Genomic DNA, 21,508 nt, shown 5'->3' on the forward strand with positions numbered 1-21,508 from the left:
ACAATCACAAAAGAATTAAAACAAAACTAAAAGGATTGTCCCCTGTGCAATACAGAGTTCAATCCTTAGTAGCTGCTTAATATATTTGTCTAATTTTTTGGGTTCAGTTCATTTTTTAAGTTAGTCTTTTCACCTTAATTAGAGTTAAGTTCTACTTTCTCTAACCCTTCAGCCAATTGTTTCTTATCTAGTCCTTCTCCTATTACTACTAAGTTTGTCGGGAAACCGAAGTCTTGTTCTAATAAAGTTGGTACTCCGAACGAATATTGGAATAGGTGAGGGTATTTATCTCCACGGAATTTCACAAAACCTTTCACTCGATAAATACTATCTGGTAAATTCGAAAGCCATTCATATAATTTGTCTTGATCAATCGGTTTCGTAAATTGATATGTCATCGTTTGTATATGTAAATGCTGTTTGACATGTAGTGTCTCATGTTCCTCATCATTTGGAAATTCTGCTTCTTCTATATCTTTTAAAGATATATTACAATACTTTGTCTCATACATTTTCGCATGATCATTTATTGCCTTTACTTCTTCAAATACTGTGTTCTTATCTTCATCTGTTAGTAAATCTGCTTTATTAACAAGAATGTGACTACCAAATTTAAGTTGCTCATGCAATAGCTGTTGTACATTTGCACTTAATATACTTCGGTTTAACCACCTTACTGCATCTAAAACGACTACAATTGATTTCACTTCCAGAAAAGGAGCTAAAATTGGCGAGACACACGCGTCTAACACTTCAATTGGATGCGCAACACCTGTCGTTTCTATATAAATTACATCTGGTCTTTCTTGTTGGTATAACGAATGTAATTGTATTTCAAGCTCTTCTTTTAATGTACAACAAATACATCCTTTAAGAAGTTCTCTTAAAACATTCTCTTTTCCAATAATATCTGTATCTACCGAGTATTCACCAATTTCATTCATTAATACTGCAACTTTTCTATTCTTCTTTTTCTCTGCTAACAATAAATTTTGTAATAATGTTGATTTTCCACTACCTAAAAAACCACCTAATATATGAATCTCCACTTTATTCATTCAACCGACCATCCATTTCTTTACTTCAAATGTATTCAAAGCGTAATAATTACGATTTATATTTATCATTTTATTAAAAGAATGACCATTTGTAAATATAAGAGATTCACTGTTCATTTACTTCATATGCAACTCTAACTCCAGACTCAATTGCCCCTTGCATCCATCCATGTGTTAATGTCGTATGCTCTCCTGCAAAGTGTACTTTTCCAGATGGTGGTGTAATATACGGAAATAACTCAAGCTCTTGGCCTGGTTCGAAAGCTGTAAATGCACCGCAAGAATACGGATTTTTACTCCAGCTAAAAGATGTTCCAGTGACAAACTCACTATAGACGATGTCACCGTATATTTCCGCTAAATTTTTTAATGCGTAACGAATACGATCTCTTTGCGGGAGACTATCCCATGTTAACGCCTCATCTGCCCACGTATAACTTGCTATAACGATAGCTGGTCCTGGAGTATGAATGCCATAACTCGGATAGTATGTAAAACGTATCGGTAAATCAGTAATAGATTTACCTCCACACTGTCCCGCTTTCTCCCAAAATCTACTTTTAAACTCTATTGCAATTTTAGTTGCAGCAATATAATTTAATTCACGAATTGCTCTTTTTTTAAAATAAGAGAATAAATAGTATGGCTGAACTTCTACAAACCTTAACGCTGAAAATGGAATTGTAATAATAGCAAAATCACTTGTTATTGTAAATTGCTCTAACGTTTGTTCATGATTTCCTTGTAACATTACTTTATTATCTTCTTGTATAATTTTATCAACCTTATACTGCATTAAAATATGTTCCCTTAATTGTGGTAAGAATGCATTCGATAACTTATCCATTCCACCAGTTATTTCATAATATTTCGTTGTTGAAGTAAAGAAAATCATTTCACGTAATACTTCAATTAAGGACATTCCCATATAAGCTTCCATATCAAGAAGTACCCCAATCATATCTATTGCACCATCTGAATAATACTCCATTAAAAATGAACCAAGCGAATACGTTTTATACTTTTTTTCAACGATAAGCCAGTTTTTATCAGGATCCTTCTTAATATAATTTAGTATTGGTTCTAATACCTCAATCATTAGCTCTTCTGCCGTTTTTCCTCTTTCTTTATCCAAAACCGGATATTCAAGTACACTTGGATCATTTTCAAACACATTCAATCTCGTTTGAATGTTATTCGTATAAATGATATCTGCAAAAGTTTTATTTATAAAAAGGTTTAAAGGTAGTTTAAATTTATGAATATACGCTAAGGTTAACTTATGGGTGTCAGGGATTCTCATCGGTCCCGAATTAAAATATAAACCCACACTAAATGGTTCCCGAATCGTATACACTCTGCCACCTATTCTGTTATTTGCTTCTATAATCGTTACTTCGTGCCCAGCCTCTTTTAATAAAGAACCTGCAACTAATCCAGAAATCCCTGCACCTGCAATCGTAATCCGTTTTGGGTTATTCTTTTTAACAAGCCCTGCATGAATAATATGAAGCATTTCTTCCATTGTTAATGGGTTCCCCATACCATTTCCCCTTTTACAAAGGATTTTACTGAATTATATTCGGTTCACTGAATTCCTATGTTTTGTTCGCAGATTTGCACGGATACATTTTCAAATACTTGAATATCTTTTATAAAATGTAATAAACTAGATATGACTCTATAGAAGTAAGACGTATTATCTTACATAACAAAACCAATGAAATTGCGAGGAATTTTGAAATGAAAAAAGGTATTAACCGTGTTGTATTAGTAGGAACAGGAGCAGTTGGATGTAGTTATGCTTACTGCATGATTAACCAAGCCGTAGCTGAAGAATTTGTTTTAGTCGATGTAAATGAGGCAAAAGCTGAAGGAGAAGCAATGGATTTAAGTCATGCTGTTCCATTCGCACCAGCTCCAACTAGAGTATGGAAAGGCAGCTACGAAGATTGTAAAGATGCTGACCTTGTAGTTATTACAGCTGGATTACCACAAAAGCCAGGCGAAACACGTTTAGATTTAGTTGAGAAAAACGCCAAAATCTTTAAACAAATCGTTCGCAGTATTATGGATAGCGGATTTGATGGCATCTTCTTAATCGCAACAAACCCTGTAGATATTTTAACTTATGTAACTTGGAAAGAATCTGGTTTACCGAAAGAACGTGTAATCGGTTCTGGTACAACGCTTGATTCTGCTCGTTTCCGCTATATGTTAGGTGAGTACTTCGATATTGGTCCACACAACATTCACGCTTATATTATCGGAGAACACGGCGATACTGAACTTCCAGTTTGGAGCCATGTTTCCGTTGGTATCCAAAAACTACAAACACTGCTTGAAAAAGACAACACGTATAATCAAGAAGATTTAGACAAAATTTTCATAAACGTCCGTGATGCAGCTTACCATATTATTGAGCGTAAAGGCGCAACTTATTATGGTATCGGCATGTCACTTCTACGTGTTACAAAAGCAATTTTAAACGACGAAAATAGTGTATTAACTGTATCAGCTTACTTAGAAGGGCAATATGGTCAAAAAGATGTTTATATAGGGGTACCTGCTGTTTTAAATCGCGGCGGTGTTCGTGAAATTTTAGAAGTTGAATTAAGTGAAGATGAAGAATTAAAATTCGATCACTCTGTTCAAGTATTGAAAGAAACAATGGCTCCGGTTCTTTAATGAAAATAAAAAGCAATCCAATTTATTTTGGATTGCTTTTTATTTTCATTATCTCCTATGACTTTTTGTGATTTTCTATCATTTCTTATTTTTTAGTCGCATCCTCATTATTTATATCAAGTACATCTAATAAAAAGATAAAGATTGGTATCCCGATAATAAGCCCCCATATTCCGAGGAAATGCTCTGAGAAGATAAGAATCATAAATGTGTAGAATATTGGTAAATTTGTTTTTGCAGACATAAACTTCGGATTTAAAAAATAACTTTCAAGAGCATGGATTACTGTTATGAATACGAGTATGTATACTACGTACATAACTCCGCCTACGTTGTAAGCAATGATACAAAGTGGAAACAAAGAAATAATCACACCTGCAACAGGAATCAAGCCTAGTAAGAAAATCATAACAGCTAATACAAGTAGCTGTGGAAATCCTAAAACGATTAATGCAATAACAGTAAGAATACAATTTACAACGGCAATTAAAAACTGAGCTTCAATTACTTTTCCGAACGATCTTGCAAATCTTTCACCAAAATATGCAATTTCCTCATAAAAGATTTTTAACTTACTATCTTTAAACTTAGATGTAAATGTAATAATACGCTCTTTTTCTAATAAGAAAAATAAGCTTAAAATTAGAGATAATAATATTTGTAAACTTACCTTCCCTATATTTGCTATTGATTGATATATGACATCTACACCTTGTTCTATATATTTTGATACTTCCATCCCATTAATTGTCGAAAGTGCATATTTAACGATTTCATTATCAGGTGGATTTTGAAAAAATAGTTTAAACTGATAAATTAATTGTGAAATTTGTATCGTCAGCACAGGTAAATATTTATATAACGTTGTGCCTATAAAGGAAACTAGTATTATATATAAACATGCAATAACAATTTTCCGGTTTACTTTCAATTTTCTTGAAATAAAACGTTGAAATCGATCCATTAAAAACGTCAGTATAAACGTAATTAATATTAAATTAATCATACTTTTTAATGCGTATAATACAAGCGCTACTATTATTAAAACGAGAAACCGTTGAAACCCTCTACTTCGAAAAAAACTCTTTACTTCATTCATTAAGAATTAACCTCCCCCTTCAATGGATGGAAATTGAATATATTACATTTTATGAACTCCTATAGACAATCTTTCTTACTAATTGAGAAGAATCCTTTTTTTCTTTTCATATTGTTAGATTCGTTTAACTGGAATCCACCAACATATTTCGGTGGATTCCAGTTATTTTTCATATAATCTTTTATAAACTAGGTAATTTTCTATTTTTAGACTGCTGTTCATACGCATATCCAATATTGAAAAGCTCTTTTTCACCAAACTGTTTCCCTACAAACACTACACCGATTGGTTCTCCATTTTTATCATATCCAGCAGGAACCGCTAATTCCGGATAACCAGCTACAGCTGATAGAAGAACTTCATCGTTATTAATCATAACTAGAGCATCCAAACCTTTTTCTACTAAATACCTATCTAGCTCTTTTCTTGCATTTTCTTGACTCGTTTGCACTACGTTTTCAAACTCTTCTTTCGTTATAACAGATTTTTCAGACCCTTCAATTAATGTTTGTCCGTATTTTATTCGTCTTTTACTATCCTTTTTATTAAACGCTATAATCTCTTCTAACGATTTTACCGGTACATTCTTTTGCTGTGAAAGATAGTCGTTTACATTATGCTTGAACTCATATTCTAATGTTTGCAAATTATCTACACCCTCAGCACTTAACTGGATATTATCAGTTAATATCGCACCTGCATCTTGAAGGTCTTTTCTAATTTTTTCTGCTACTGCTTTTCTATTTTCATCTTGTTGGTCTACAGAAAAAAGAAGCCCTATCTTTTTCCCTTTTAATCCATCTATCGATAAATCCTTTGTATAATCAATTCTTTCTTTATCTTTCATTTTTTCTGTCATAACATCTTTTTCGTCATAACCTATCATTGCATTAAATAACGTTGCTGCATCTTTTACCGTTCTTGCCATAGGTCCTGCTGTATCAAGAGTTTCAACTAACGGAATAATTCCTGTTCTACTTACCATACCTAAAGATGGACGTAACCCAACTACTGATTGCTGCGCCGCTGGTGCAACAATCGATCCCGTCGTTTCTGTTCCAATTGCAAGCGGTGCAAAATCTGCTGCAACTACTGTAGCAGATCCTGAACTTGATCCTGAAGTATCGAATGTAATCGGACCGTACGGGTTTAAATTTTGTCCTTTCTTCCCGCTATACCCACTTGGCATTGTAAAAGATAAATAGTTCGCCCACTCAGACATATTCGCTTTTCCTAAAACAAATGCTCCTTCTTCTTTCAACTGCTTCACAATTGTTGCGTCTTGATCTGCAATCCAATCTTTTAATACATAAGTTCCTGCACTAGTCGGCATCACTTTTTCCGTCTGTACATTATCTTTTACAACGACAGGAATACCATATAAATTCGAATTTTTGTTTCTACCCCGCTCTTGATCTAACTTTCTTGCTTCTTCCATCGCATTAGGATTTATCTCTGTAACAGAATTTAATGTTATTCCATTTTGATCATGTTCTTGTATTCTAAAGAGATAAATACTCGTTAATTCTTCATATGACAACTTTCCATCATCAATCATTTTTTGAAGCTCATCTACAGTCGCATTTACGACTTCTTTTTCTTTTATCTTTACATTTTCTATATTGATTCCTTTAAGCTGATTATGTATCGGTTGTAGCACTCTTTCTTTATCATATACAATACGCTCAGGTTCCTTTGGAAAATAATTTTTATACACGTAATATCCACCAGCACACGCTAATAAGACAATGCCTCCAGTGATAGACAGCGTTACCTTTACCCATTTCTTCATGTTGCTTCCTCCACTCTATAAGATGCTTAGCTATACAAAAAAGAGAGTTACCTTTTACTTAACTCTCTCCAATCAAAATGCTAAATGAAAAAATGAAAGATTTCAATCTAATTACTTCTTTTTTTGCATTTGCTTTGCTAACATTTCTTTCGCTTGATTATACGTTAACCCTGAATTTTTATTTAAACGCTTTACTTCCTCAACATCAGTACCTACCACTGTATATTTTTTCTCATCATTCATTTTTCTAATTCCCTTCTCACCGTATTATTTCTTATATTTCTTCCCTAAATACGCATAAATTAACACCACTACAAAAAAGGAAGCTGTTTTTAAGCACAGCTTCCTTCTCGTTACATATTGTATTTCTTAATAAAATTTCACTACATCTTCAGTAGGTAAGAACGTTCTTTCTGCTGGTTGTTCGTTTGGTTCACCAAATGGCATTTGACCTACTAAGCTCCACTCTGCCGGAATGTTCCAAGTTTCTTTCACTTCAGCATCTACGATTGGGTTGTAATGTTGTAATGACGCTCCAATTCCTTCAGAAGATAATAGCATCCACACAGTATGTTGTAACATCGCATTTCCTTGATGAGACCAGAATGGGAACTGATCTTTATATAATGGGGCATTTTCTTGCATTTTTTCTACAGTTGCTTGATCTTCAAAGAATAGAACTGTTCCTACACCTGCATGGAAGCCTTTTAGTCTTTCTACAGTCGCTTCAAAGTTTTCTGCTGGTACGCGGGCTCTTAGTGTTTCTTTAACGATATCCCAAAACTTTTCATGCTCTCCATCCATTAATACAACCATACGACCACTTTGCATATTGAAAGATGTTGGTGCGTGTAAAGCTGTTTTTAACACTTCTTCAATTCTTTCTTTCGTAATTGCATCGTTTTTTGCTACTTTACGAATTGAACGGCGGTTCACGATTGCTTCTTTTAAGTTTGTTGTAGTTGCTGACATTTTAATTCCTCCAAATGTTTGTTTTATAATTTATTTTGTTATTTCATAACAAGCGAATTAGCAATATCCATCGGTATTACATTGCATACCTTCAAATGAATTTGTTTTATCCTTTTCAATTTCTTTATCAATGACCCTTTCTAGTGTTTCTTTACTAGCAAGCCCTTGAATGACTTCATCTCCAATCATGACAGTTGGAACAGCCATAATATTCGCTTCATCATATGCGTGTTGAATTGCTTCTTGATGCTTTTCTTTATATTTACGAGTTACTAAAGCATCTTTAAATTCCGCCTCAGGAAGTCCTACTTCTACCGCTAATTTTGTTAACACATCAATATCTTCAATGTTTTGCTCTTCTTGGAAAAATGCTGTGAATACGCGGTGATGATACTCATTACCTAGTCCACGTTCTTTCGCAAATTGACATCCTTCGAAAGCTAAATGTGTATATGGATGCGGTGAAACACGTGGCAAGCGCATATCAATTCCTAACTTCTTCGCTGTCGGAAGAATGAAAGCATCCCATGAACCTAATTTTTCTGGTTCATTCCATGGATCTATTTTTGAATATGGACTTGGACGTAATTCAAATGGCATCCATTCAATCTCTACATCTTTCTCTTTCGCTACCTCATCTAATGGACCTTTTGCTAAAAAACAAAACGGACATATAAAATCTGAGTATACTTTCATTTTTACAGTCATAACTTTTACACCTTACCTTTATTGTTGTAATCAAATTGGTTACATTAATGACAAAAAAATATAAATATGATTTAAGCATTCATTTTTTCTTGCAAAGTTTCAAACAACTGCCCCATTGTAATATTTCTCAAAACTTCTTCCATCACGGATTGTGCTTGAATTAAAATAATTTCTAACACCGCTTGAATATTCGCACCAATTGGACAATCTGGATTCGGTTTCTCGTGAATATGAAATAGCTTGTCTTCTTCGACTACGTTCACTGCATGATACACATCTAACAATGTGATTTCATATAAATCCTTTAGTAATCCCGCGCCACCGGGTCCACGATTTACGTAAACAAAGCCAGCTTGTTTCAAGTACGACATGATTTTACGAATGACTACTGGATTTGTATTAACACTCTCAGCCATATAGTCTGAAGTACAAAGTGAAGATGGATTGTTTTTCAAAATAGATAAAATATGAACAGCTATGGAAAAGCGGCTACTAATTTTCATCGTAATCACCACCTCGATGTAATCATTATAGTTACAACTAAAAATAAGTCAATCCTTTTCATAGATTTTTTATAAGTAAATTAAAAAGTGTCCCATTATGATATATGAGACACCTCTTTTTATTCTGCAAATAGCGATTGAAATTCTTCAATAAATAGCTGCACAGCGATTGAAGAATCCTTTAATGAAGGAACAGCTAAAGCAATTTCTCTCCATACTTGTGGTTCCAATTCTCTCGTTTGCACATTTTTTGGTAAATTCGTTAAAGATAATTCAGCTAATATTGCAATGCCCAATCCTTCTTGAATCATATTTAAAGCTGTAGTAACTGTCGAAATTACATATTCAGCCCGAAGTGGTACGTTTGCTTGTTTAAACATATCAATAATGGGTGGTTCGTATCCACCCTTACATAATATGATCGGTTCATTCTCTAAATCACAAATTGTAAGAGCGTCCTTCTTACAGAGAGGATGATCCTCTCTTAAGATAGCAACCATTTTCCCCTTCGTTAATGGAACAATCTCCATATCTTTATTAGGCAAAATAACAATCCCTATATCAATAACCCTCGATACTAACCAATCTTCAACTTCTTTAATCGTCCCTTCACAAAGAACTACTTCTAAGTTCGGATACTTTTCCTTAAAAAGGTTTATCATTTTGGGTAAGAAATGTGCAGAAGCGCTCGGAAAACTCCCAATTCGAATCGTCCCAACTTCGTGTCCTTTCTCCATCGCAACTTCTTGTTCAATCTTCGCTACACCGTTCAAAATCTCTCTAATATGTACAAGAATCCTATTTCCTACATCCGTAACGAGTAGCCCTTTTCGTTTATCACGTATAAGAATCGTAACTCCTAACTCTGACTCAATACTTGAAATCGCATGACTAACAGCTGGCTGCGTCATATTTAACACCCTGGCAGCCTTCGTAAAACTACCTAAATCAACAGTTTTTATTAATACTTGCAGTTGTGTAATGGTCATAACTAATCACTTATACTCCTCATAAAAAAGATTCATTTTATTTATTACAGTCGATATCATATCATAGTGAAATGAATAACAACAAGGAGGTCTTTCAGTGACACAGCTTTCTCGAACTAAGACGGCCATCATCCTTACCTTTCTCGTTTTCATGTGGGGAATCAATTGGCCTTTATCAAAGTTTGCCCTGCATTATACACCACCTGTTTTATTTGCAGGCGTTCGAACTTTAATTGGAGGATTCATTTTACTTCTGTTCGCATTACCGAAATACAAAGAGTTACATTTAAAAGAAACGTGGCATTTATACGTTATTTCTTCCTTACTTAACATCATTATATTTTACGGATTACAAACTGTCGGCCTTCAATATATGCCTGCTGGGTTATTTTCCGCCATTGTATTTCTACAACCAGTTTTACTCGGTATTTTCTCGTGGATATGGCTTGAAGAATCAATGTACGGCTTGAAAATTTTCGGGCTTGTTCTCGGATTTATTGGTGTAGGCGTTATTAGCTCAAGCAGTTTAACAGGACATATTTCTGTTATTGGAATCCTTCTCGCGTTAGGATGCGCTATTGGCTGGGCACTTGGCACAGTATTCATTAAGAAGACTGGTCACCGTGTTAATGCCATTTGGATGGTAACACTTCAGCTTATTATTGGTGGTCTTTGCTTAATTGGATTTGGTTCAGAGTTTGAAAGCTGGTCTAGTATCGCTTGGAGTATGCCATTTGTTAGCGTACTTCTCTTTATTTCATTCTTTGTTATTGCAATGGGGTGGCTTGCATACTTCACACTTGTTGGAGCTGGTGAAGCAAGTAAAGTTGGGGCTTATACATTCCTCATTCCACTAATAGCTATTATTGTAAGTTCAATTTTCTTACATGAGGCTATTACCATTAGCTTATTCATCGGACTATTATTTATTGTTGTGAGTATTTGTTTTGTAAATATAAAACCGAAAACACTTGCTGTAAGGCAGCAAGTTGAATTGGAATAAACGTAAGAAAGAGCCTACTGTTTGTAGGCTCTTTCTTACGTCTTACTTTTTACGACGTACTACAAAAACACACGCACTTACCGACGATACTATGGCAAAAATAGATAAGACAATTGCTATCAATTGCATATTACTAGTACCTTCATTTTTTTCTACACTAGACACTTCACCATGTTCTCCTGTTAATGACGTACCTTTTGCAATTGTAGTAAGTGAATGCGGTTTTTCAGCTTTTTCATCGCCTGTCCATTCAACAATTTCTTCATCTTTATATTGTTGATATACGTCCCAAGCTATTTTTTGCTCTTTATCCGGATTTTTAGCGACGAAAGTAAATCGCTGGAACTGACCGGGTAAAATCCCTTCTCCTGTTGCTTCCCATACTACAGTTTTAACTTTTCCAGCTGTATCTTTTTGCTCCTCAACTTTCCATCCTGGCACTGGTTCATACTGCTGGAACTCTACTCCAGACGGTATTTTCAGTGTAACTTTTGTTGTTGCTACATTTTTTTCAACTGGTACTTTTATCGTATATGTCTCCCAAGAACCAACGTCAGAAGTTGCTGGTTTTACAGTGACGTGCGCACTAACAGGTAACGAAAACATTCCCATTGCAATAATTGTTGCGATCATTGTTGTTCCTAATTTTTTTATACGTTTCATTTTCTATTAGCTCCTTTTCATACATAGCTTCTTTTTATCTGCCACCGACAATAAATTTAAAATTTGTATCGAAACTATCAAGAGATTTTGTTAATCCATGAACATGTATATTCCAGTTTCCTGTCATATTAATATACATACCTTCTGCTTCATATTCTCCTGGTGAAACTACTGAAACTTTAAATGAACCTTTTCCCATGTTCATATCTAATGATTGAGTCGTCAATATCATTTGTTCCATATCAGTAACAGGCTGTCCCTTTTCGTCCTTTAGTGTAATATGGAATTTATTTTGTCCTACCTTATTCGGACTTACATTTAGCGTAAGTTCATATCCATTATCTAATTGCTTACTCTCTGTAAATGGTCCAGTAGGAGGCATCGGTGGTGTTTGTACGTTTGTCATAAAAGCTACGATTACGAAAATGATAATTCCAATGACAAACTCTACTTTCACCGTAGCTCCTAATCCTTGCTGCGCTCGCATTCTCCCTTTCACATAATGAATAATTCCCAATATCCCCATGAAAATAAATAATAGTATCTTTGTTAATAAAGCCAATCCATACTTCGTATCAAATAACGAGTGGATTGTTGGAATAAAAAATGTACTGTTAAAAAGGCCTGTTATTAAAATCACGATGACAGCACCTGTTGCCCACGGTGAAAAACGCTTAATCATATCCCAATACATATGCCACTTGTTATCCTCTTTACGTAAAAGAAGAATAATAGATGATAAACCACCAACCCATAATGAAGCTGCTAATAAATGTAGAAAATCCATAACGACAGCAATGTTTTTAAACTTTAAACCGTATGCGTGACTATTAAAGGCCTTCATAACAAGTAGCCCTATAAACAATAGTATTGGAATACTCCATACTTTAAACGACGAAAACTTCTCATGCTTCACCGCAAAATACGTAACAATTATAAGCGTACTAATGAGAACCATTTGAGTAATCCATACATAACCAAAAACAGAAAGCTGTAATGTTTCTTTTAATAGTAAAGGATTGAATGCTTCTAGCCATGAAACATCAGCATTTATTTTCGCTTGCAATGGTAGGTTGAATAACAAGCTAATAAATATCCCAAATAAGGAGATCCATATTATGTTCTTACTCCTTGATCGAACCGAGGTTGCATTCCCTTTATACATAATAAGATTAAAGAAGAGAACTCCTAAAAATAGCGAGAAACTCGCATATAAAATTCCACGTTCCATAATCATATCGATTTGCGGGACATACCCCATCTCTTCCACTTGTACATCGTCTGTTCCCGCTTCTGCTAATCCAATATGGAATGGAATAACCCCTTGAATTGGATGTCCATCAGCTGAAATAGCTTTCCACTGAATAGAGTAGAGACCATTTTTGAGATTTTCTTTTAATCCGGCTTCTAATAGTTTTTTATTTTTTTTATCAATATGAGCATCTTTTAAATCGACTCTTTTACCTGATGTATCTCTCACGTACAATGTATTAAAACGTGAAACTTGTATGTCCTCATCGAATTCAATTTTCACAACAGATGGTGCTCTCTTCAACGTTTCATTTTCCATAGGGTTTGATTTCACAACGTACGCATGAGCAGATGCACTTTTCGGTATCAATATGATAAGCACACATGCAAGTAATAACCATGTCCCTAATCTTCTCATTACTTTCACACTCATTTCACTTCTTTCTTCCTCATCGCTCTATTTTCATTACTTTAACTTCCGAAGTTTGATTCTCGGGCGAAATATTAACCTGATTAAATATAAACTTCTATAAAGTATAACTCTTATTTCTCTTCCACCTCTAAACTTCTAATATAATAGTAACTATCACGATAGATACAACTTACATTTTTAAAGTCGATTGTTATTATATCATAAAATATATTTATGTAAGTTATCAAAGAAGAAAAGTTATCGTGAATCATTTGTGAAGAAAATGTGAAATGCATAAATAAAAAGGTGTTACGTAATAACGTAACACCTTTTTAAAAATATCCTTCTTCTATTTCTCTTCCGGATAATCACAATACTCGATAATCGTTCCTTCTGTATCCGCTGGGTTAAGATATATTAATCTTCTACCGTGCTTATTAATCCGAAGTGTATGCTCTAACGTTCGAATTCCTTGTTCTTTCAATTCCTCTAAAGCCACATCTAAATCATCTACTCGATACGCAACGTGATGAACACCTTTACCTTTTTGTTTAATAAAACGGGCAATTGGAGATGTCGTATTATTTGTCGGTGCAAGTAATTCAATTCTATCTCCATCCACTTCAAGAATGGCTACTTCGCTTTCCACACCAGGAGCTTCACTTACGTAACGATCTATTAAAGTTCCTAGTAACACATTTTCATAAAAACGTATCGTACTATCTATATCTCGAACTGCGATTCCGATATGATCAATTGTTTTTTTCATTTTATTTCCCCTACTACTTTATTTTTTCTCATTATTAATAGTAACAAAAAAAGCTATAGAAACAAGTCTATAACTTTTTTTATTTAACCTATTTTCTTATCCGCTCTAGTTGCTGGTTGAACTTGGTTTTTCACTTTTAAAATGCTAATGCCATATCCGATAAATCCACCGATAATCGCTGGGAAGATCCAGCCTAATCCTACTTCCTGCATCGGAAGGAATTTAGTGAACACTTGGCTTACTACTTCAATGTTAACTCCAGCTGCACTTAATCCATCAAATAAGCTGATGATAAATGTTACGATTAAGCTTACTTGATAAACTTCAGCTCTTCCTTTAAATAATGAATGGAAGAATGTTAAGAAAATCAATACGATTGCTAGTGGATAAATTGCTGTTAATACTGGAACAGAAACTGCGATCAATTGTGTTAATCCTACGTTTGCAACAATTGCACTAAATACACATAGCGTAATTGCAATTGCTTTGTAAGGAACATTTGGGAATAACTTATGGAAGAATGAAGAACATGCTGATACAAGTCCCACACTAGTTGTTAAACAAGCTACTGTAATCATTAATCCTAATAATACTCCGCCATATGATCCGAAATAGTAGTTAGAAACTTTCGCTAATACTTCTCCGCCGTTCTCTAAATGTCCAAGCTTTGCAACACTTGAAGCACCCATATAAGAAAGTGCTGTATAGATAATTGCTAAAATAGATGCTGCAATAATTGTCGCTTTTGCACAAACGACCATAATTTGTGTTTTCGTTTTCGCACCTTTTTCTTTAATAGCATTGATAATGATAATCCCGAATACAAATGATGCTAGCGTATCCATCGTTAAGTATCCTTCTTGGAATCCTTTAAAGAATGCATGTGATGTATAAGCTTCCACTGGTGCTTGCATATCTCCAATCGGATGTATAAAAGCAACGATTACTAAAATACCGATGAAAGTCAACTTAATTGGCGTTAAGATTTTTCCAACAATATCGACAATTTTCGCGGGATTTAGCGAAAAAAAACAAGTGATACTAAAGAATATAATTGTGAAAAGAATTAAAGGTGTAGAACCTACTCCTTCTGGCATAAACGGCTTAAGACCAATTTCATAAGAAACATTTCCTGTTCTTGGTATTGCAAATAACGGACCAATCGCTAAGTATAAAACTGTTGTAAACACAATCCCAAACACTGGGTGAGCACGACTAGCTAACGACTGCAAATCATCTTTACCTGAAAAACCAAATGCTAGCACACCTAGTAATGGTAATCCAACACCAGTTACTAAAAATCCAGCGTTAGCAATCCATACATTCTCTCCAGCTGATTGACCAAGCATCGCTGGAAAAATTAAATTTCCCGCTCCAAAAAATAGTGCAAATAACATTAATCCAATAACTACTATGAACGAAAACGGTACTTTATTCGCCATAATATAACCCCCATTCAAGTTTCCTTATCTCATTTTCCAATTTTAACTAATTGAATTTTCTGAATATTTAATTTAAGCATCAACTATTCTTGAATTCATTATAGTTTGCTATATAATATTTTGCAATACTATTTTCGAACTTTTCTTTTATTTTATAAATATACATTTTTTAACATGAAAAATAGACTAAAAAACCAACACGGTCATCCATGTTGGTTTTTCCATTTACTATCATAAATTAAAATTTCGCTGCTACTTTTTTAACGTTTTCTAGACCTTCTTCAACAATTTGTTGTGAACGATCTGGATATTGATTGTGTCCTTCAATTACAACTGTCTCTGGATTTGTAATTCCCCAGAATCCAAGTACAGTTGTTACGTAATTAACTGCCATTTCCATAGGAGCCATTTGTTCTGAAGAGTAATCTGAACCACGAGCACCTAACACAACTACTTTTTTACCACCAACTAAACCTTCTGGGCCATTTGCTGTATATTTAAACGTTTTTCCAGCTTGAGATAAGTATGAAATATATGTGATTAATGGTGCTGGTACTGTAAAGTTCCATAATGGGAATGCAAATACAACCTTATCAGCTTCTAAAAACTGATTTAAATATTGATCTACTGTAGCAACTGCCTTCTCCTCTTCAGCTGTTAACTCCATACCTTGGCTACGTTTATATCCACCTGAAATCGCGATATTTCCGTAATAAGGAAGATCTAATGCAAATAAATCTAATTCCGTAATTTCTGTATTTGGATTTGCTTCTTTATAAGTACTTACAAATGTTTCATACATTTTTGAACTAACTGCTTGCTCCGCTGGACGATCGTTTGCTTTTACAAATAATACTTTTGACATTTTTTTATTCCCCTCTACATTCTTATTTTCTTCTTTTTTACCAAATAATGAGCTAAATAGTCCCATTTTCTTCACCTAATCTTTCTTTTCATATTCATTATTCATCATCATAAAAATTCTTATTCTAAGAAAAAGTTCCAATAGATACCTTAAGTTACGCCATTGCAACTTTTTGTTATTTAATTACCTTATGTAAGTGATTGTAATATAGTAACTTACTTTAGTCAAGTAACTTTTAATAAAAAATAAAATCTCGGCTTAAAAATATTAAGCGAGATACAATTGAACACCAAATACATCTTTATTACTTGTATAATAAACTTAGAGAGGAAAATTCATATATAGAAAGGATTTATTCATGAGCACTATAGAAAAGATTCAAACTTTTATTATTCTTTTTGCTGTTACATGCGGCATCGTACTCGGACAATTTAATATGATACATACGTATTCAGACAAATTTATTGTCCCCTTCTTATTTTTCATGCTATATGGATTATTCCTCAGCATCCCATTAAAAGAAATAAAAAAAGGATTTCGCAATTTAAAATTTGCTGGAACAAGTCTTACTATTAACTTCTTATGGACACCTTTACTCGCTTGGGGGTTAGGGGCACTATTTCTTTCCGATCATCCAGCACTTTGGGTTGGATTTATAATGTTAATGGTTACTCCATGTACAGATTGGTACTTAATCTTTACTGAAATAGCGAAAGGTAATGTAGCACTTTCTACTGCAATTTTACCTGTAAATTTAATTTTGCAAGTACTGCTCCTTCCCATTTATTTATTTTTATTTGCTGGTGTCATGAAAACTGTAGCGGTTTCTGTTTTAGTAGAAAGTATTGTTATCGTAATCGTCTTACCATTTATACTTGCACACGCTACAAAATTCATTATGAATAAAATGAAAAAAGCTGAATCTCTCGAGAATAAACTCATTCCGTTTTTTAGCTCTGCTCAAATTGTATTTTTAAGTTTAGCAATAGTAGCGATGTTTGCATCACAAGGTAAATATTTACTACAAAATATGAATGTTGTTTTATTATTACTCGTTCCTGTTCTATTGTTCTTCATCATCAATTTTTTACTAGGACAATTTATCGGGCGCATGATGCATTTATCTTACAAAGATACAGTAAGTCTAAGCTTAACAACGTTAGCAAGAAACTCACCTGTTGCACTCGCTATCGCTGTAACCGCTTTTCCAGACGAACCTCTTATCGCACTTGCACTCGTTATTGGACCATTGATTGAGTTACCGGTACTAGCTTGTGTGTCACAAGTTTTGTTGCTTATTAAGAAAAAACGGCAATACGCATAATAAAAAACGTCCCATTTTGGGACGTTTTTTATTATGGAAAAATTACATACAACACTTATTTCTTATTTATCATTACAAATGAAATTACCGAAACTACAAACATAATAATACCCATTATAAATCGATGGGCTCTAAAAATGTTATAGAGAATTAACTTTTCGTTACATTAACAGATCCTTTCTAATTAAAAATGATAGGAAACGTAAATATAACGAAAGCTGCCCAAAGTCCGTAGATTGGCAAATACTTCGTAATGGCATCTTGAATAGCTGTCGGTCCTGATTTGTTTTGCAAGAAACGCATATAGGAAAACATAATCCAAATTAGATTTGCCCAGATCAGTATGTTTACACCTAAAACAGCTAGTCTATTAGGTGTAGTCCCGTAAGATGAAAGTCTAAATACGATGGCTGACAATGCAACAGTGTCAATAATAAGTGCCAGAAAAATTAAAGAAAAATTTATATAATCTGAAATGTTCTTTTTCTCGTCCGAGTCACTTTCAACGATAGAAAATATAGTAACAGCCAATACACCAAGGAGTATTCCGTTGAAAGCCATTAGGAAATTGCGATCCAAGAACGGATTTTTCCCGACCCAAATTACCGTTATAAGATAGATAAGCAACGTGATCAGGACGAGAGGACTAAAAATTTTAGATATGTATGGTGTAATATTTTTAGCAAGCTTAAGATTCATTGATACTAAGTATGCAGCCACAATAGCGAGAGCCGCTGCTCCAAATAAAACAACATTACTAAAGTAGAATTCTCCTATATCTAAGTCAACAAAGCTAAATAAACGCATGGTGAATATTGCTAGTATCATTCCGCTCACTGCCATGCTCCCGTAGAGAAGACAATATTCTAAATTAAATTTAATATAGGCTAATCTTGTACTGCCTTTTGAATATTCATTTCCTGTAAATGCAAGCCCTACTAAGACCCATAAAAATATAGGAAGATGTAAATAAGCAAGTATGGTACTGTCTTTATAATTTATTGGCAATGTATTAAGATACACCCCGGAAACTAGGAATAACGCTATAAGGGAATAAATAATACTTTTTTTCGGCTTATTATTGTAAACAAAATAAGCAGCAATAAAGGGAATTACACCAAAAGCCAAGTTTATTGGAGCAATTGCTTCCTGCTCAACAAAGTGGAAAATGATCCTGGTGCTTATGCCGGCCAAAATAGCTAAAAGGCCCATGAATAAGAAACCTTTTTGAAACAAAGATGTTTTTTCTTTATTTACTTTCTCCTTGAAATGCAACCTTTCATACCAAGCACCTAGAATTTGAGAATCAGGGTTTTGGTCCCATGCTTGTGAGAATGCTTTTTTAAAAGCTTTCGGATCTTTTCTATACATCTTCTCCAACTCATGGGGGTTATCCATATGTTTAACAATCAAATTGTTAATATTCATAGTTATACCTCCTCTAATTTTAAAAATAAGGTTGTTACCTTTTAACAAAAGCACCTCACTCATTTATTATGATTTTGATTTTAATACAAAATTTATCGTTTTACAATAAAAAATTATTATTTAAAGGATTTTTTTTATCGTTAAATTTTATATAAAAGAAAAAACAAAAGAGCATGACAGTTTTATGTCATGCTCTTTTAACAAATTAATTCTCAAATACAAAATTAATCTTATTATCTTTCCACTCTAATTTCGCATCAAACGTTTTCTCGCCCTTTTTAAAGCCTTTAATTAAATCAGTCTTTTCACCTTTTAAGAGCTTTGTCATATTCTTTTGCGAAATTGTTTTACTTAATATCTTCTTTGAAATGGTGAAATCACATTGCGTTGTATTATAGTTAGAACAACCGTAAAACGTTGACTTATCAATTACATCGCCATCACATTTTTTACAGCTACCAACCTTTTTACCCGTTGTAAATTTCGATCCTTTTCGTTCAATCGATTCAACATGTAGTCCCGTGAAATCCCACTTCTCAGACATTTCCACTGCGTCTTCAATAATTTTAGCTGATAGCTTTTTCGTCTGTTCCATAAATGTAGCTGGTGAAGCTGTACCTTCACCAATTTCCGCAAGACGTTGTTCCCATTTCGCAGTCATTTCCGGTGAAGCTAGTATTTTGTCACCAATTGCGGTAATTAATACTTTTCCTTTATCAGTCGCATACACTTGGTTTTTCTTTACATCTATATATTTACGGTCTTTCAGCATCGTAATAATACCCGCGCGGGTCGCTTCCGTACCTAAACCTTCTGTTTTCTTCAATACCTTCTCTAGCTCTTCATTCTCTAAATACTTACCAGCTGTTTTCATTAACGTAATAAGTTGTCCTTCTGTATAGCGCTTCGGTGGCTGTGTTTTTCCTTCTTTCACTTTCACCTTTACAACTTTTCCTTCTTCGCCTTCAGCTACAATTGGAAGAATGGTTTCGTCATCTTTATCGTCTTGGAAAATAACTTTACGCCAACCTTCTTGAATTTGCTGTTTTCCTTTTGAAATGAATTCAGCGCGTTCATCTACAAGCGTAATGATTGTTGTATAGTCAAAGATTGCAACTTCATAATGAGCTGCAATGAGCCTTCTTACAATCATATCGTAAATTTTCTTTTCATCACCGGATAGTCTGCTTGGGTTTGTAACTTGCTCTGTCGGAATAATTGCGTAGTGATCTGTTACTTTCTTTTCATTCACATAACGCTTATTGTTCATAATGGATTCAATTGGTGCCGGTAATAAGCCTTTATATTCATCAAATTGACTTAACTTCTGTAAAATATCAGGGAACGTCGCTGCTTCTCCTTGTGTAACATAGTTAGAATCTGAACGTGGATAAGAAACAATCCCTTTTTGATAGAGTGCTTGCGTTATATCAAGCGTCTTTTTCGGTGAAAACTTAAAGGCTTTATTTGCCGTTGCTTGCAGTGATGATAAGTTGAATAAAAGCGGCGGCTGAAACTCTTTACGCTCCGTTTTCATTTCCTTCACAACAGCCGGTTTCCCTTGGCAAAATGCCGCAATTTTATTCGCCATATCAGGGTCTTTTAAGCGGGATTCATTATCCTTCTCCCATTTCCCGTCATATTTCTTTCCTTCTATATTAAAGGTTGCAAACACTTCCCAGAAAGGCTCTGACTTAAAGTTTTCAATTTCTTTCTCACGCTTTACAATCAATGCTAACGTTGGTGTTTGGACACGACCAGCAGAAAATACATCATTCATTCCTTTTTTCTTTAACAAAATACTAAACACACGTGATGCATTCATGCCAACAACCCAGTCAGCACAAGATCTTGTGTATGCTTCGTAATACGTATTAATTGTATCTGATTCATCAAGTAAATTTTTAAACCCTTGATAAATAGCTTGCTTCGTTAAAGACGAAATCCATAGACGCTTCATAGGCTTTTGCACGTTACAAAGATTAATAATATTTCGTACGATTAGTTCCCCTTCACGCCCAGCATCGCCTGCGTGAATAATTTCTGTTACCTGTGGATTATGTAACAGCTGTTTCACAACGTTAAATTGCTTATACTTTGACTTTGTTACTTCAAATTGAAAACGCTCTGGAATCATCGGTAATGTATTAAGTGACCATTTTTTCCACTCTGCGTGATAATGCTCTGGATTACATAACTGCGTCAAATGACCAATTGCCCATGTACAGTACGCTCCATTTGGAAATAACTCATTTGCTTCTACTTCTAAATATCCATCTTTCCGGCGATATTTAAACTGTGAAACAAGAGCCAACCCTTGATCTGGTTTCTCGGCAATAATTAATTTCATTTTATAACTCCCTATCTGTATTCCAGTGTTACTTTCATTGTCTATATGTTTAGAAGCGATGATAAAACAACAATCTTATTTATCATTCGCGGTTTGTCTCGCAAATGTGAGACCTATAATATTATACGCTTATTCTTTATGGCTTCACAATAGAAACTCATAATATAACAATTTCTTTCACATGCTTACAAT

Annotated in this window: 20 protein-coding genes; 4 read left to right on the plus strand and 16 right to left on the minus strand. The window is 34.1% G+C overall.

All coding sequences use genetic code 11. The features are described from left to right. The coding region (locus ACS2CR_RS17275) for an IS3 family transposase (RefSeq protein ID WP_131229404.1) at positions 1–80 on the plus strand (80 nt) is incomplete at its 5' end. Between the two features lie 54 nt (positions 81–134). Here the strand turns inward: ACS2CR_RS17275 and ACS2CR_RS17280 are convergent. Both ACS2CR_RS17280 and ACS2CR_RS17285 read right to left on the minus strand, forming a co-directional pair. Beyond that, complete coding sequence (locus ACS2CR_RS17280; protein WP_001044941.1) at positions 135–1,058, minus strand: CobW family GTP-binding protein; 924 nt, start codon at positions 1,056–1,058, stop codon at positions 135–137. A 106-nt stretch (positions 1,059–1,164) separates the two neighbouring features. Beyond that, entirely contained in the window at positions 1,165–2,601 is a 1,437-nt protein-coding gene (locus ACS2CR_RS17285) for a flavin monoamine oxidase family protein (RefSeq protein ID WP_053514113.1), read from the minus strand. Positions 2,602–2,801: 200 nt separating this feature from the next. On the opposite strand from ACS2CR_RS17285, the gene ACS2CR_RS17290 reads away from it, so the two are divergent. Continuing rightward, the gene (locus ACS2CR_RS17290; RefSeq protein ID WP_000715321.1) at positions 2,802–3,746 is read left to right on the plus strand and encodes an L-lactate dehydrogenase; all 945 of its coding nucleotides are present in this window, start codon (positions 2,802–2,804) and stop codon (positions 3,744–3,746) included. Positions 3,747–3,831: 85 nt separating this feature from the next. Here the strand turns inward: ACS2CR_RS17290 and ACS2CR_RS17295 are convergent, their stop codons facing one another. From ACS2CR_RS17295 to ACS2CR_RS17325, 7 genes are all read right to left on the minus strand, one after another. After that, positions 3,832–4,845 (minus strand): AI-2E family transporter, encoded by a 1,014-nt coding sequence (locus tag ACS2CR_RS17295; protein WP_001006597.1) that lies wholly within the window; start codon positions 4,843–4,845, stop codon positions 3,832–3,834. 181 nt (positions 4,846–5,026) lie between these two features. Then, a complete protein-coding gene (locus tag ACS2CR_RS17300) occupies positions 5,027–6,637 on the minus strand; it encodes an amidase family protein (protein WP_000759473.1) in 1,611 nt (536 codons plus the stop codon). 111 nt (positions 6,638–6,748) lie between these two features. Continuing rightward, on the minus strand, positions 6,749–6,880 hold the full coding sequence (locus ACS2CR_RS17305; protein WP_053514117.1) for a hypothetical protein: 132 nt from the start codon (positions 6,878–6,880) through the stop codon (positions 6,749–6,751). 126 nt (positions 6,881–7,006) lie between these two features. Next, positions 7,007–7,609 carry a nitroreductase family protein gene (locus tag ACS2CR_RS17310; protein WP_001277012.1) on the minus strand — a complete coding sequence of 201 codons (603 nt, stop codon included), beginning with the start codon at positions 7,607–7,609 and terminating at the stop codon, positions 7,007–7,009. Between the two features lie 57 nt (positions 7,610–7,666). Continuing rightward, a complete protein-coding gene (locus ACS2CR_RS17315; protein WP_000216673.1) occupies positions 7,667–8,317 on the minus strand; it encodes a DsbA family oxidoreductase in 651 nt (216 codons plus the stop codon). Positions 8,318–8,388: 71 nt separating this feature from the next. After that, positions 8,389–8,820, minus strand: a complete 432-nt coding sequence (locus tag ACS2CR_RS17320) for an Rrf2 family transcriptional regulator (protein WP_153602572.1) — start codon at positions 8,818–8,820, stop codon at positions 8,389–8,391. Between the two features lie 119 nt (positions 8,821–8,939). Next, the gene (locus ACS2CR_RS17325; protein WP_000156749.1) at positions 8,940–9,809 is read right to left on the minus strand and encodes a LysR family transcriptional regulator; all 870 of its coding nucleotides are present in this window, start codon (positions 9,807–9,809) and stop codon (positions 8,940–8,942) included. 97 nt (positions 9,810–9,906) lie between these two features. Here ACS2CR_RS17325 and ACS2CR_RS17330 point away from each other — a divergent pair, with 97 nt between their 5' ends. Next, positions 9,907–10,812 (plus strand): DMT family transporter, encoded by a 906-nt coding sequence (locus ACS2CR_RS17330; RefSeq protein ID WP_053514120.1) that lies wholly within the window; start codon positions 9,907–9,909, stop codon positions 10,810–10,812. A gap of 42 nt (positions 10,813–10,854) precedes the next feature. Here the strand turns inward: ACS2CR_RS17330 and ACS2CR_RS17335 are convergent, their stop codons facing one another. From ACS2CR_RS17335 to ACS2CR_RS17355, 5 genes are all read right to left on the minus strand, one after another. Continuing rightward, positions 10,855–11,475, minus strand: coding sequence for a YcnI family copper-binding membrane protein (locus ACS2CR_RS17335; RefSeq protein ID WP_053514122.1), 621 nt, complete (start codon positions 11,473–11,475; stop codon positions 10,855–10,857). A gap of 34 nt (positions 11,476–11,509) precedes the next feature. Next, complete coding sequence (locus ACS2CR_RS17340) at positions 11,510–13,159, minus strand: copper resistance CopC/CopD family protein (RefSeq protein WP_053514125.1); 1,650 nt, start codon at positions 13,157–13,159, stop codon at positions 11,510–11,512. Between the two features lie 328 nt (positions 13,160–13,487). Beyond that, positions 13,488–13,907 carry a VOC family protein gene (locus ACS2CR_RS17345; RefSeq protein WP_000750850.1) on the minus strand — a complete coding sequence of 140 codons (420 nt, stop codon included), beginning with the start codon at positions 13,905–13,907 and terminating at the stop codon, positions 13,488–13,490. An 83-nt stretch (positions 13,908–13,990) separates the two neighbouring features. Continuing rightward, on the minus strand, positions 13,991–15,349 hold the full coding sequence (gene brnQ / locus ACS2CR_RS17350; protein WP_001284783.1) for a branched-chain amino acid transport system II carrier protein: 1,359 nt from the start codon (positions 15,347–15,349) through the stop codon (positions 13,991–13,993). Between the two features lie 238 nt (positions 15,350–15,587). Next, entirely contained in the window at positions 15,588–16,280 is a 693-nt protein-coding gene (locus ACS2CR_RS17355; RefSeq protein WP_000522502.1) for an FMN-dependent NADH-azoreductase, read from the minus strand. 292 nt (positions 16,281–16,572) lie between these two features. Here ACS2CR_RS17355 and ACS2CR_RS17360 point away from each other — a divergent pair, with 292 nt between their 5' ends. Beyond that, complete coding sequence (locus tag ACS2CR_RS17360; RefSeq protein WP_153602573.1) at positions 16,573–17,538, plus strand: arsenic resistance protein; 966 nt, start codon at positions 16,573–16,575, stop codon at positions 17,536–17,538. A gap of 180 nt (positions 17,539–17,718) precedes the next feature. On the opposite strand, the gene ACS2CR_RS17365 is transcribed toward ACS2CR_RS17360, so the two are convergent. Beyond that, positions 17,719–18,966 (minus strand): DUF4153 domain-containing protein, encoded by a 1,248-nt coding sequence (locus tag ACS2CR_RS17365; protein ID WP_053514127.1) that lies wholly within the window; start codon positions 18,964–18,966, stop codon positions 17,719–17,721. Positions 18,967–19,171: 205 nt separating this feature from the next. Next, positions 19,172–21,316 carry a DNA topoisomerase III gene (gene topB, locus ACS2CR_RS17370; RefSeq protein ID WP_000766764.1) on the minus strand — a complete coding sequence of 715 codons (2,145 nt, stop codon included), beginning with the start codon at positions 21,314–21,316 and terminating at the stop codon, positions 19,172–19,174. Between the last annotated feature and the right edge of the window lie 192 nt (positions 21,317–21,508).

It is taken from the genome of Bacillus cereus group sp. BceL291 (genome assembly GCF_051776705.1).
In the GTDB taxonomy this organism is placed as follows: domain Bacteria; phylum Bacillota; class Bacilli; order Bacillales; family Bacillaceae_G; genus Bacillus_A; species Bacillus_A cereus.